Source organism: Streptomyces gardneri (genome assembly GCF_006539185.1).
In the GTDB taxonomy this organism is placed as follows: domain Bacteria; phylum Actinomycetota; class Actinomycetes; order Streptomycetales; family Streptomycetaceae; genus Streptomyces; species Streptomyces gardneri.
In genome coordinates this window covers 1-12558 of record NZ_BJMN01000098.1, presented here as the reverse complement: position 1 = coordinate 12558, position 12558 = coordinate 1, and the positions used below count along the sequence as shown (strand labels likewise).

The following is a 12558-nucleotide window of genomic DNA, read 5'->3' as shown; positions in this document are numbered from 1 at the left end:
AAGCCGTAATGGCGGGGCGGGGGGAGATACCGGGGGCGGTACGCGGCGGCCGGGAGCGGGCGCGGCGCTGGGGCGCGGCGAACCCGTGGGCGGTGGACATCGGGATCGCGCTCCTCGTGCAGGCGGCGATGACGATGCCGTTCGTGCTGCCGCGCGGGCCCGAGCTGGAGCCGGCGACCTGGCCGGCGTACGGCCTGACGACACTCACCGTGCTGCCGCTGGTCTGGCGGCGGCGCGCACCGCTCGCCGTCCTCCTCGCGATGCTCGCGGCGAGCGCGCTGTACAAGCTGGCCCTGGAGGGGCCTGGGCAGCCCCTGCCGTACACCGGGCTCGTCTCCGTCTACACGATCGCCGTGCTCTCCCCGCCGTGGAAGCGGCTGGCGACAGCGGCCGTGATGGTGGTCGCGGTGCCGATCTCGGTGTGGCTCAACACCCAGTCGGCGCGGGAACTGACCTTCTCCCTGTTCGTGTTCGGCGCGGCGTACGTCTTCGGCCGGCTCCAGGACGCGCGACAGCGGGAGCACCGGATCGAGGCCGAGCGGGCCGCCGCCCGCGAACGGGCCCGGATCGCACGGGAGATGCACGACATCCTGTCGCACGCGGTGAGCCTGATGGTCGTGCAGGCGGAGGCGGGACCGGTGGCGGTACGGGCGGCCCCGGAGCGGGCGGAGGCCGCCTTCGAGGCGATCTCGGCGACCGGCCGCGACGCGATGGTCCAACTGCGGCAGATGCTCGGGGTGCTGCGCGAGGGCTCCGAGAGCGGGTCCGCCCCGCGCGAGCCGCAACCCGACCTCTCGGGCATCCCCGAGCTGGTCGAGAGGGTCCGGGCCAGCGGCCTGACCGTCACCTACGCGACGGAGGGCGGGGTCCGTGCCCTGCCCCCGGCGACCGGCGCGAGCGCCTACCGGATCGTCCAGGAGGCCCTGACGAACGTGGTCAAGCACGCGCGAGCCCGCACGGCCGAGGTCCGACTGGCCCACGAGGAGGGCGTGTTGCGCGTGACGGTGACGGACGACGGGCGCGGCCCGCAGGCGGGCGCCGGCGGTCACGGCCTCGTCGGCATCCGGGAGCGGGCGGCCGCGCACGGCGGTACGGCGGCGCTGGGCCCGGGCCCCGGCGGCCGGGGCTTCGAGGTGCGGGTCCTGCTCCCCGTACCGTCCGAGACGGGGGTGAGGACATGACGATCCGGGTGGTGGTCGCCGACGACCAGGAGCTGGTCCGCAGCGGTTTCGCGATGATCCTGGACGCGCAGCCGGGCATCGAGGTGGTCGCGGAGGCCGGGGACGGGGCGGAGGCGGTCGAGGCGGTGCGCCGGCTCGCGCCGGACGTGGCGCTGCTCGACATCCGGATGCCCCGGACGGACGGCATCGAGGCCTGCCGGACGATCAGCGCGGAGTCGAGCTGCCGGACGGTGATCCTGACGACCTTCGACACCGACGCGTACGTGTACGAGGCGCTGCACGCGGGGGCGAGCGGTTTCCTCCTCAAGGACGTGCGCAGGGACGATCTGGTGCACGCGGTCCGGGTCGTGGCGGCCGGCGAGTCGCTGCTCGCCCCGTCCGTGGCCCGGCGTCTCGTGGAGCAGTACACGGCGGGCGGCCCCCGCAGGACGGCCCCGGATCCCCGGCTCGACGTGCTGACCGGCCGGGAGCGGGAGACGCTGCTGCTGCTCGCGCGCGGCCTGTCGAACGCGGAGATCGCGGCGGAGCTGGTGGTGAGCGACCATACGGTGAAGACCCATGTGGGGAACGTGCTGGCCAAGCTGGGGCTGCGCGACCGGATCCAGGCGGTGATCTGCGCGTACGAGACGGGCCTGGTCGCGGCGGGTTCTCCCCCGCCCGGGGGAGGCCGGTAGTCCGCCCCTCCCCCGCGTCGGCGAGAAACCTTCCCCCAGGAGACCGCCGGTACGGGCGATCCGCGAATCCTGCCTGGTCAGCAGGATGGAGCCATCAAGAACAACGGCTCACACCAACGGAGTTGACCATGAGGAAGTCCACCCGCACGATGCTCGCCGCCGCCCTGGTCCTGGGTGTGGCGGCGGGACCGGCGATCGTCCCGGCCACGGCCGCGACCCCGCCCACCGCCACGGCCACCGCCACCGCCACTGCCGCCCTTCCGGCCCCGCTCCCGTCCCTGGAGACGACGATGCCCGGCGCGATCGCCGGGCTCCCCCGGGCGGACGCGACGGCCGCGCTGGTCCGGGTCGGTGGCACCGAGGGTTCCTGGCAGGGGAGTTCGGGCGTCCACGACCTGGAGAGCGGCTCCCCGGCGGACCCGGCCGCCCGCTTCCGGGCCGGTTCGGTGACGAAGGTCTTCACGGCGGCGACCGTCCTCCAGCTCGCCGCCGAGGGCCGGATCGACCTGGACCGAACGGCCCGCTCGTACCTTCCGGAGCTGATCCCCGGCCGCTACGCCAGGGTGACCGTCCGTCAGCTCCTGAACCACACGCACGGCATCCCGGCCCCGGACTTCCCGGGCTCGACCGTCGAGGAGTGGTACGAGGACCGCTTCCGGATCCATTCCCCTGAGGAGATGGTCCGCTCGGCGACGGCGAAGCCGCGCGAGTTCCGGCCGGGCGAGAAGCAGCACTACCTCAACATCGGGTACACGATCGCCGGCCTGCTCGTGGAGCGGGTCACGGGCGACACGTACGAGCGGCAGGTGGAGCGACGGATCCTGCGCCCGCTCCGCCTCCGCGACACCTACTCCCCCGGCACGGCCCCCGGGATCGCCGGTCCCCACAACCACGGCTACCAGACGATGCGGCTCGACGACGGCTCGACCGGGCTGCGGGACGTCTCCGTGTGGGGGACGACGGACGGCTGGGCGGCCGGCGATCTCGTGTCGACCACCGCCGACCTGGAGCGGTTCACCCGGGCCCTGTTCGCGGGCCGGGTGGTGCGCGGGCCGCTCCTGGAGGAGATGTTCACCCTGCCGAAGGTCCCGGACGTGAAGTCCGGCGACCCGGCCGCCTACTCCGCCGGCCTGTCGATGAAGAAGCTGGGCGGGCGCGAGGTGTGGGGCAAGACCGGCGGCCGCTGGGGCTACAACACGGCGATCACCTCGACCCGGAACGGCGAGCGCACCCTCGTCTACAGCGTCAACTCCACCGACGCCAAGGGTCAGGACATGAACCGCACGGCCATGAAGGTCATGGTGGCCACGTACGGCCTCCCGGGCTGATCACGGGGTGCACGGGACGACCGCCGGGGTGGAGGCCGTCGCGGCCTCCAGGCGCTTGATCATCCGGCGTACGACGAGCAGCGGCAGGATCCCGATGACGCCGAAGGACATGTCGATGACCGACCACCAGAAGGGGATGCCCCGGATCGGTCCGCAGATCAGGGCGAGCGGGACGATGCCGACGCAGGCGATCATCCCGAACTCGACGACCCAGATGTTGCGGACGGGATCGCGGTACACGCCGTAGAAGGCGACCGCGATGACAAGGTGTGCGAAGGCCAGCCAGTCGGTGCCGTAGAGAAGGTACGGCGACTGCTCGTCGGCGGCCTCGAGCCCGCCCCGTACCCGGGCGATCCACTCGGCGAGACCGGGGAACCACTCGGCGACGGGCGCCGCCCAGGATCCCAACGCCTCGTCGATCAGTCGGAGTTCGCTGACGAGCGGGAAGGCGGTTATCCCGCTCAGGACCAGGCAGACCACGAAGACGACCAGCCAGAGACGGATGCGCGTGAGAAGGGCTCTCGGCCCGTTCGAGTCGCTCATGACGGCAGCGTACGCCCATCATGAACGTGTTCAAAAACGGGGGTCGGCTCTCCTCGCGGACCGCGCCCCGGCTGCCTGCCTCACAGCCCGACGATCGCGTTCCACCTCTTCGCGAACTCCTGGCGCTCGTCGGCGCGGATGTCCCGGGCGATGGCGAGCCGGCTGCGCATGTCGGCGTCCGGGAAGATCAGCGGGTCCTCGGCGAGGGCGACCAGCTCCTCGTCGCCGGAGTCCGCGAGGACGTCCTGCGCGGCCGGGACCGGGCAGACGTAGTTGACCCAGGCGGCCAGTTCGGCGGCGACCTCGGGCTCGTAGTAGTAGTCGATCAGCTTCTCGGCGTTGGTCTTGTGCTGGGCCCTGTTGGGGATCATCAGGGACTCGGCCCAGAGCTCGCCGCCCTCCTCGGGGACGACGAACTCGATGTCCGGGTTGTCGGCCTGGAGCTGGATGACGTCGCCCGAGTACGCCTGGCAGGCGAGCACGTCGCCGGTGGACAGGTCCTTGATGTAGTCGTTGCCGGTGAAGCGGCGGATGTGCTTCTTCCGGACGAGGCCCTCGATCTGCTCGCACAGGGCGTGGAAGTCGTTGCGCGTCCACCGGGTCACGTCGACGCCGTTGCCCTGGAGGAGCAGGGACATCGACTCGTCGAGCCCGGAGAGCAGGGTGACCTTGCCGCGCAGGTCGTCGGCCCACAGCTCCTTCGTGGAGCGGAGTTCACGGCCGAGCTTCCTGCGGTTGTACGCGATGCCGGTGATCCCGGACTGCCAGGGCACGCTGTGCAGTCGGCCCGCGTCGAAGGCGGGGTCGAGCAGCTGCGGGTTGAGGTGCTTCGCGACGTGGGGCTGGGCAGCGCGGTCCATCTCCTGGACCCAGCCGAGGCGGACGAAGCGGGCGGCCATCCAGTCGCTGACGACGATCAGGTCGCGGCCGGTCTCCTGGTGGTTCATCAGGGACGGGCCGATCTTGCCGAAGAACTCGTCGTTGTCGTTGATCTCCTCCGTGTAGCGGACGGAGATCCCGGTGCGCTCACGGAAGGCGTTCAGCGTCGGGCGCTTGGACGTGTCGTCGTCATCGGTGTCGATGTAGAGCGGCCAGTTGGCGAAGTCGAGCGTCCGGTCGCGCGCGGACAGGTCGCGGCCGGCCCGGTCGCGCTCGTCGACGTAGGCGGCGGGGACTCCACACCCGGCGAGCGCCGCGGCCGCTCCGACACCGCCGATGCCGCGCAGCAGGGACCGGCGGGACATGGTGTTCCTGGCTATCGCTCTCACCCGGACAGCATCCACACCCGCGGCCACCTGCGGCAATGGACGCTCCGTCGAGCGACGGCACGCGGCCCCGACACCCTGTCGACCAGGATGCCGGGGCCGCGTGCGTGGCGCCGGTCGGGGATCGGCCCGGAGGGTCCTCCGGGCTCGTCCCCGGGGGCATCAGCCCAGGGAGGTCATCACGTGCTTGATGCGCGTGTAGTCCTCGAAGCCGTACGCGGAGAGGTCCTTGCCGTAGCCGGACTTCTTGTAGCCGCCGTGGGGCATCTCGGCGACGAGCGGGATGTGGGTGTTGATCCACACGCAGCCGAAGTCGAGGGCCTTGGACATGCGCATCGCGCGCGCGTGGTCCTTGGTCCAGACGGAGGACGCGAGGGCGTACTCGACGTCGTTCGCGTACTGCAGGGCCTGGGCCTCGTCCGTGAAGGACTGGACGGTGATGACCGGGCCGAAGACCTCGTTCTGGACGATCTCGTCGTCCTGCTTGAGGCCGGAGACGACGGTCGGGGCGTAGAAGTAGCCCTTGTCGCCGACGCGGTGACCGCCGGCCTCGACCTTGGCGTGGGCCGGGAGGCGCTCGATGAAGCCGGAGACCTGCTTCAGCTGGTTGGCGTTGTTGAGCGGGCCGTAGAGCACGTCCTCGTCGTCCGGCTGACCGGTCTTCGTCTCGGCGGCGGCCTTGGCGAGGGCGGCGACGAACTCGTCGTGGATGGACTCGTGGACGAGGACGCGGGTGGCGGCCGTACAGTCCTGGCCGGCGTTGAAGAAGCCCGCGACGGAGATGTCCCCGACGGCCGCCTCGATGTCGGTGTCCTCGAAGACGACGACCGGGGCCTTGCCGCCCAGCTCCAGGTGGACGCGCTTGACGTCCTTGGCCGCCGACTCGGCGACCTGCATGCCGGCGCGGACCGAGCCGGTGATGGAGGCCATCGCCGGGGTCGGGTGCTCGACCATGGCCCTGCCGGTCTCGCGGTCACCGCAGATGACGTTGAAGACGCCCTTCGGGACGATCTGCCCGATGATCTCGGCCATCAGGACGGTCGACGCGGGGGTCGTGTCCGAGGGCTTGAGGACGACCGTGTTGCCCGCGGCGAGGGCCGGGGCGAACTTCCACACGGCCATCATCATCGGGTAGTTCCACGGCGCGACCTGGGCACAGACGCCCACGGGCTCGCGGCGGACGATGGAGGTCATGCCCTCCATGTACTCGCCGGCCGAGCGGCCCTCCAGCAGGCGGGCGGCGCCGGCGAAGAAGCGGATCTGGTCCACCATCGGCGGTACCTCCTCGCTCCCGACGAGGGCGGTCGGCTTGCCGGTGTTCAGCACCTCGGCGGCGATGAGGTCCTCGGCGCGCTCCTCGAAGGCGTCGGCGATCTTGAGGAGTACCTTCTGGCGCTCGGACGGCGTGCTGTCGCGCCAGGCGGGGAAGGCCGCCGCGGCGGCCTCCATGGCGGCGTCGACGTCGGCCTGTCCGGAGAGCGGGGAGGTCGCGTACACCTCGCCGGTGGCCGGGTTGACCACCTCGATGGTGCGGCCGTCGGCCGCGTCGCGGAACTCCCCGTTGATGTAGTTACGCAGCCGGCGCAGCTCGGTGGTCACTTGCCACCCCTCCTGTCACGTTCTGTCTTCGCACGTCCTTGTGCGGCGTCCCGATGGGCGAGACACCTCAGCCTAGTCGCTCGACAGACGCTTTCCATAGCCCCGACCCTCCCCAACTTCGGATTCAGTGAGATTCGGAGCCACTCACAACGAATTTCATCACTCCGGGCTTGCGTGACTGCCCATCTCGGTGCACAGTGAAGTCGTGGCCAGTCGAAGCACAGACTCCAGAACCGGAACCGGTTCGTCCCCGACGATCGATGCCGTCTCCCTGGCAATCATCGAACAGCTCCAGCAGGACGGTCGCCGTCCCTACGCGGCGATAGGCAAGGCCGTCGGCCTCTCCGAAGCCGCGGTGCGCCAACGCGTGCAGAAGCTGCTCGACCAGGGCGTCATGCAGATCGTCGCCGTCACCGACCCGCTCACCGTGGGATTCCGGCGCCAGGCGATGGTCGGTATCAACGTCGAGGGTGACCTCGATCCGGTTGCGGAGGCCCTGACGGCCATGGCCGAATGCGAGTACGTGGTGATGACCGCGGGCTCCTTCGACCTGATGGTGGAGGTCGTCTGCGAGGACGACGACCACCTGCTGGACGTGATCAACAAGCGGATCCGCACCCTCCCCGGCGTGCGCTCCACCGAGAGCTTCGTCTACCTCAAGCTCAAGAAGCAGACCTATATGTGGGGAACTCGATAATCGTGACCCAGGACCTGTCCAAGACCGCGTACGACCACCTGTGGATGCACTTCACGCGCATGTCGTCGTACGAGAACTCGCCCGTTCCCACCATCGTCCGTGGCGAGGGCACCTACATCTTCGACGACAAGGGCAAGCGCTACCTCGACGGTCTCGCGGGTCTGTTCGTCGTCAACGCCGGACACGGCCGCGAGGAACTGGCCGAGGTCGCGTACAAGCAGGCCAAGGAGCTCGCGTTCTTCCCCGTGTGGTCGTACGCGCACCCCAAGGCCGTCGAGCTCGCCGAGCGTCTGGCCGACTACGCCCCGGGCGACCTGAACAAGGTCTTCTTCACCACCGGTGGCGGCGAGGCCGTCGAGACCGCGTGGAAGCTCGCCAAGCAGTACTTCAAGCTGCAGGGCAAGCACACCAAGTACAAGGTCATCTCGCGTGCGGTCGCCTACCACGGCACCCCGCAGGGCGCCCTGTCCATCACCGGCCTGCCGGCCCTGAAGGCCCCCTTCGAGCCGCTGGTCCCCGGCGCGCACAAGGTGCCGAACACCAACATCTACCGCGCCCCGATCCACGGCGACGACCCCGAGGCCTTCGGCCGCTGGGCCGCCGACCAGATCGAGCAGGAGATCCTCTTCGAGGGCGCCGACACCGTCGCGGCCGTCTTCCTGGAGCCCGTGCAGAACGCCGGTGGCTGCTTCCCGCCGCCGCCCGGCTACTTCCAGCGCGTCCGCGAGATCTGCGACCAGTACGACGTGCTGCTCGTCTCCGACGAGACGATCTGCGCCTTCGGCCGCCTCGGCACGATGTTCGCCTGTGACAAGTTCGGCTACGTCCCGGACATGATCACCTGCGCCAAGGGCATGACCTCGGGCTACTCCCCGATCGGCGCCTGCATCGTCTCGGACCGCATCGCGGAGCCGTTCTACAAGGGCGACAACACCTTCCTCCACGGCTACACCTTCGGTGGCCACCCGGTGTCGTCGGCGGTCGCGATCGCCAACCTCGACATCTTCGACAAGGAAGGCCTGAACCAGCACGTGCTGGACCAGGAGGGCAACTTCTTCAACACCCTGAAGAAGCTGCACGACCTGCCGATCGTCGGCGACGTCCGCGGCAACGGCTTCTTCTACGGCATCGAGCTCGTCAAGGACAAGGTCACCAAGGAGTCCTTCACGGACGAGGAGACGGAGCGCGTGCTCTACGGCTTCCTCTCCAAGGCGCTCTTCGAGAACGGCCTGTACTGCCGGGCCGACGACCGTGGCGACCCGGTCATCCAGCTGGCCCCGCCGCTCATCGCCGACCAGGGCACCTTCGACGAGATCGAAGGCATCCTGCGGTCGGTGCTGACGGAGGCGTGGACCAAGCTGTAGCAGCGGCCTGGACCGAGCGACAGCGGTCCCCCAGGCATCACGCCGCCCTCACGGCGTGACAACGGCCCGGGCATGCCGCCATCCGAGTGGATGGCGGCGGCCCGGGCCGTGTGCTGTCCGTACAAGCGGATCTGAATCCTTACGGTGCCGAGTGACCCACAGGCCTGTCTCCTCGTTCCCCCGTACGGGGGAACACGGGAATACACATCAGATCCGACATCGAGGTGTACGCGATGGCCCCACCGGACAACGACGTGCTCTGGGCGCGTTCCCTGCACTGCGCCCTGGGCGGTTCGGACGCCCTCAGCGGCGTCTCCCTCGGCGTCCGCGAGGGCGAGATCCTCGCCCTCGTCGGCCCGCGCGGCAGCGGCAAGACCACCCTCATGCGCTGCCTGTCCGGGCAGCTCGTCGCCCAGCAGGGCGAGGTCTGGTTCAACAGCAGCCCCGTCCACACCCTCGGCCAGGCCCAGCGCGAACGGCTCCGCCGCGACCGCTTCGGCTGGATCGCCCCCGAGCCGGGCCTCGTCCCCGAGCTCACCGGCTGGGAGAACGTCGCCCTCCCCCTGCTGCTGCGCGGCGCCTCCCACCGGGCCGCGAAGACCGTCGCCGTCGAATGGCTGGAGCGCCTCGACATCGGCGTCTGCGCCCGCAAGCGCCCGCACGCGCTCACCCACTCCCAGCGCCAGCGGATCGCGATCGCCCGCGCCCTCGTCACCACCCCGTCGGTCCTCTTCGCCGACGAACCCACCGCCACGCTGCACCGGGCCGACGGGGCGCAGGTCCTGCGCACCCTGACCGCCGCGGCCCGCTCGCACGGCATCACGGTGCTCCTCGCCACCCACGACAGCGAGGTGGCGGCGCTCGCCGACCGTACGGTCGCCCTCCTCGACGGACGCCGGGTCGGCACCGTCCCTCCGGCGTCAGGGGCGGAGGGCGTCGCCGCGTGCTCGCTCTCCGTCTAGCCCGCGGGACCCACCCCCTCGTCCTGACGCGGCGGCTCCTCGTCGCCGCCGCGGCCGCGGGAGTGGGTTTCCTGCTGCTCTGCACCCTGGGATACGCCGTCGGGCACCCGGCCCAGTCGTCGGCCTCCGTCCTGCGCCTGCTGTGGTGCGTCCTGCCGCTCGCCGCCACGGTCCAGTTCGCCGTGGCCGTGGCCCGCACCGACCCCAGCACCCGGCCGCGCCCCGGGCTCTCGGCGATCGGCCTCGGCCCGGTCCGGCTCACCGCCGTCGCGGCGGCGTCGACGGCCGTCGCCTGCACGCTCGGCTCGATGGTCGCGCTCCTCTTCTACCTGCACCTGCGCGGCGACATCACGGGCCTGCCCTTCGACGGCGCGGCGGCCGAGCTCCTCGCCGCCGACCAGCCGATGCCGCTCGCGGCAGCCCTCACCCTGCTGGCGATCCTGCCGGTCGTCGCCGCCACGGCGGCGGGCCTCGCGCTGCGCCCCCGCTCTGCTCCCGCCGAGCCGGAGGGCGTCGAGAAGCCGGTGCCGTCCGGTCTGCCGTGGGGCGTCGCCCTGGTCGCGGTCGGCCTGGCCATCGAGACGTACGCGGGCCGCGGCGGTTCCGGGGACGGCCTCCCGCTGCCGGGCAGCTTCGACGGCAACCCCGCGGGCGTCCTGGCCGGCTGGGTGCTCACCGCCTTCGGTCTCGCCCTCGCCGGCCCGGGACTCACCTACGGCTGCGGCCGGCTCCTCCAGTCCGTCCGGCCGGGCGCCACCCGGCTGCTCGCGGGCCGTGTCCTCATGGACGAGTCCCGTCGTATCGGCCGCCCGCTCGGGGTGGTCTCCGCGGTGCTGTCCGGGACGCTCGCGGCGGCCGCGCTGTACGCCTCGGGCACGGGCCCGGCCGCCTTCGGGCCGCTCACCGGCCTCGGCGCGGCCCTGGTCATGGCCTGTACGACGGCGACGCTCCTCACGGCGGCGCTGGAGTCCAAGCAGTGCCGCGAACACACCACCGAGGCGCTCCTCCGGCTCGGCGCCCCGCCCACGGTCCTGCGGACGGCGGCCCTCATGCGGACCGGCGCCCTCGTCGCCGTCTTCCTGCCGCTCACCTGGATCGTGGCGGAGCTGGCGGCCCTCCCCCTGACGGGCTGACGGGCCGCTCGGCGGACGGGCCCCTATCGTGGGCCCATGGCGATGCCTCCTCCCGCACACCGGCCGCCCGGTCCGCGCGGGCACGGGCGCGAGATCCACACGCTCGGCGAGTTCGACGCGGCCCTCGCCCGGCCCGGCGCGCTCGCCGGGCTCCGGGTGCAGTCCGTCGACCTGACGGACCGGACGTTCGCCCTGCTCTCCGCCTCCGCCGCGGCCGCCGTCTTCCTCGGCTGCACCATGGAGCCGGAGGCCGCCGCCAAGGTGCGCGCCGACGGGGCGCTCGTCTTCCCGCCCGTCCCCGACCTGCCGTTCGACCCGTACCGCTCGCGGCTCTACACCCCGGACGAGCTCTACGCCGGCATCGGCGAGACGGGGTACGCGTCGACACCGGACGCCCTCGCGTACGCGTGGTTCGGCCGGACCAGGGCCGACGGCGACATCTTCTCGTCGATGCTCCGCTCCCTCCACGACGACGCCGTCTCCGACGCCCTCGACGAACTCCTCGAAGGGAAGCGGGTCGTCGGCGTGATGGGCGGACACGCGACGGGCCGGGGCACGGAGGCGTACGCGGGCGCCACCAGGCTCGGCAGGTCGCTGGCCCGCTCCGGACTCACCGTGGCGACCGGCGGCGGACCGGGCGCCATGGAGGCGGCGAACCTCGGCGCCTATCTGGCCCCGTTCCCCGACGAGACCCTCCCGGAGGCCCTCACCGTCCTGTCGGCGGCCCCCTCCTTCGCCCCCTCCGTGACGGAGTGGGCCCGCGCCGCCTTCGACGTACGCGCCCGATGGCCGCGCGGCGGCGACTCGCTCGGCATCCCCACCTGGTTCTACGGCCACGAGCCGCCGAACGCCTTCGCCGGACACCTGGCCAAGTACTTCGCCAACGCCCTTCGCGAGGACGGCCTCCTCGCCCGCTCCACGGCGGGCGTCGTCTTCCTGCCGGGCGCGGCCGGCACGGTCCAGGAGATCTTCACGAACGCCACCCCGAACTACTACGGCTCGCTGGGCGCCCCCACGCCGATGGTCCTCGTCGACCGCGCCCACTGGACCGCACAGCTCCCGGCCTGGCCCCTCCTGGAGGCCCTGGCCGCCGACCGCCCGATGGCGTCCCGCGTCGCCCTGGTCGACTCGGTCGACGAGGCCCCGGCGGCGCTGGAACGGCTGGCGAAGGCGTAGGGGGTGTCCTGCCGATCAGGCCCGGGCTCGCGGGGCCTGATCGACAAGACACCCCCTGGGCCCGGGCCACGCCCCGATCCGGGTCAGTCGCGGTCGAGGACCACGACGTCCTGGACCGCGAAGCCCAGGGCCACCTCCGCGCCCTGCGTGGGCGCCTCGCTCAGCGGGAACTCCGCCTCCAGCGCCGGACCGTCCGCCGGCCGGAGCCGTACCGCGACACGGTCGCCGCGGAAGGTCCGGGACTCGACCGTCCAGTCCCGCCGTCCCTCCCCCACGAGCCGCACCCCGCCCGGCCGGACGAGCAGCCGCCGCTCGCCCTGCGGCGAACCCTCCGGCACGGGCACCCGGCCCCACACGGTCTCCGCGACGGTCCCGCTCACCCGCGCCGCCACCACGTTGTCGAAGCCGAGGAAGCGGGCCACGAACTCCGAGGCCGGCCGCGACCACACCTCGACGGGCGCACCCGACTGGGCGATCCGCCCGTCCCGCATCACCACGACCCGGTCGGCGAGCGCGAAGGCCTCGCCCTGGTCGTGGGTGACGGCGAGGACCGTCGTCCCCAGCCGCCCGAAGAGCTGCCTCAGCTCGACGACGAGCCGCTCCCGCAGCCCGCGGTCGAGCTGCCCGAGCGGCTCG

11 protein-coding genes and 1 pseudogene are annotated in these 12558 nt (G+C 71.9%); 8 read left to right on the top strand and 4 right to left on the bottom strand.

The features are described 5' to 3' along the window. Positions 1 to 8: 8 nt before the first annotated feature. The 3 genes and pseudogenes from SGA01_RS40090 (at position 9) to SGA01_RS40080 (ending at position 3183) form a co-directional block, all read left to right on the top strand. Positions 9 to 1181 (top strand): sensor histidine kinase, encoded by a 1173-nt coding sequence (locus SGA01_RS40090; RefSeq protein ID WP_141303311.1) that lies wholly within the window; start codon positions 9 to 11, stop codon positions 1179 to 1181. After that, positions 1178 to 1881 (top strand): annotated as a pseudogene (locus SGA01_RS40085) (response regulator); the annotation flags it as partial. The gene SGA01_RS40090 and the pseudogene SGA01_RS40085, both read left to right, overlap by 4 nt. A gap of 102 nt (positions 1882 to 1983) precedes the next feature. After that, complete coding sequence (locus tag SGA01_RS40080; RefSeq protein WP_141303307.1) at positions 1984 to 3183, top strand: serine hydrolase domain-containing protein; 1200 nt, start codon at positions 1984 to 1986, stop codon at positions 3181 to 3183. Here SGA01_RS40080 and SGA01_RS40075 read toward each other — a convergent pair whose 3' ends face one another. From SGA01_RS40075 to SGA01_RS40065, 3 genes are all read right to left on the bottom strand, one after another. Next, positions 3184 to 3726, bottom strand: a complete 543-nt coding sequence (locus SGA01_RS40075; RefSeq protein ID WP_141303306.1) for a hypothetical protein — start codon at positions 3724 to 3726, stop codon at positions 3184 to 3186. It lies immediately after the preceding gene. Positions 3727 to 3806: 80 nt separating this feature from the next. Then, positions 3807 to 4970: a polyamine ABC transporter substrate-binding protein gene (locus tag SGA01_RS40070; RefSeq protein WP_141303304.1), complete on the bottom strand. Its 1164-nt coding sequence runs from the start codon at positions 4968 to 4970 to the stop codon at positions 3807 to 3809. A 183-nt stretch (positions 4971 to 5153) separates the two neighbouring features. Next, positions 5154 to 6590, bottom strand: coding sequence for a gamma-aminobutyraldehyde dehydrogenase (locus SGA01_RS40065; RefSeq protein WP_141303302.1), 1437 nt, complete (start codon positions 6588 to 6590; stop codon positions 5154 to 5156). A gap of 190 nt (positions 6591 to 6780) precedes the next feature. Here SGA01_RS40065 and SGA01_RS40060 point away from each other — a divergent pair, with 190 nt between their 5' ends. The 5 genes from SGA01_RS40060 to SGA01_RS40040 all read left to right on the top strand — a co-directional run bounded on the left by SGA01_RS40060 (position 6781) and on the right by SGA01_RS40040 (position 11922). Continuing rightward, on the top strand, positions 6781 to 7287 hold the full coding sequence (locus SGA01_RS40060) for an Lrp/AsnC family transcriptional regulator (protein ID WP_055641097.1): 507 nt from the start codon (positions 6781 to 6783) through the stop codon (positions 7285 to 7287). Next, complete coding sequence (locus tag SGA01_RS40055; protein WP_024755662.1) at positions 7272 to 8651, top strand: aspartate aminotransferase family protein; 1380 nt, start codon at positions 7272 to 7274, stop codon at positions 8649 to 8651. Before SGA01_RS40060 ends, SGA01_RS40055 begins: the two co-directional genes overlap by 16 nt. A 233-nt stretch (positions 8652 to 8884) precedes the next feature. Continuing rightward, complete coding sequence (locus tag SGA01_RS40050; protein WP_141303300.1) at positions 8885 to 9613, top strand: ABC transporter ATP-binding protein; 729 nt, start codon at positions 8885 to 8887, stop codon at positions 9611 to 9613. Then, on the top strand, positions 9595 to 10746 hold the full coding sequence (locus SGA01_RS40045; RefSeq protein ID WP_141303298.1) for a hypothetical protein: 1152 nt from the start codon (positions 9595 to 9597) through the stop codon (positions 10744 to 10746). Before SGA01_RS40050 ends, SGA01_RS40045 begins: the two co-directional genes overlap by 19 nt. Positions 10747 to 10782: 36 nt before the next feature. Next, positions 10783 to 11922, top strand: a complete 1140-nt coding sequence (locus SGA01_RS40040; RefSeq protein ID WP_141303296.1) for an LOG family protein — start codon at positions 10783 to 10785, stop codon at positions 11920 to 11922. An 83-nt stretch (positions 11923 to 12005) separates the two neighbouring features. Here SGA01_RS40040 and SGA01_RS40035 read toward each other — a convergent pair. Next, a partial coding sequence (locus SGA01_RS40035) for a TOBE domain-containing protein (RefSeq protein ID WP_141303294.1) occupies positions 12006 to 12558 on the bottom strand: 553 nt, incomplete at its 5' end.

Excerpts from the sequence above, each read along its gene's own strand:
- SGA01_RS40090 (WP_141303311.1), top strand. The coding sequence starts at position 9 with ATGGCGGGGCGGGGGGAGATACCGGGGGCGGTACGCGGCGGCCGGGAG.
- SGA01_RS40080 (WP_141303307.1), top strand. The coding sequence starts at position 1,984 with ATGAGGAAGTCCACCCGCACGATGCTCGCCGCCGCCCTGGTCCTGGGT.
- SGA01_RS40050 (WP_141303300.1), top strand. The coding sequence starts at position 8,885 with ATGGCCCCACCGGACAACGACGTGCTCTGGGCGCGTTCCCTGCACTGC.
- SGA01_RS40040 (WP_141303296.1), top strand. The coding sequence starts at position 10,783 with ATGGCGATGCCTCCTCCCGCACACCGGCCGCCCGGTCCGCGCGGGCAC.
- SGA01_RS40075 (WP_141303306.1), bottom strand. The coding sequence starts at position 3,726 with ATGAGCGACTCGAACGGGCCGAGAGCCCTTCTCACGCGCATCCGTCTC.
- SGA01_RS40070 (WP_141303304.1), bottom strand. The coding sequence starts at position 4,970 with ATGTCCCGCCGGTCCCTGCTGCGCGGCATCGGCGGTGTCGGAGCGGCC.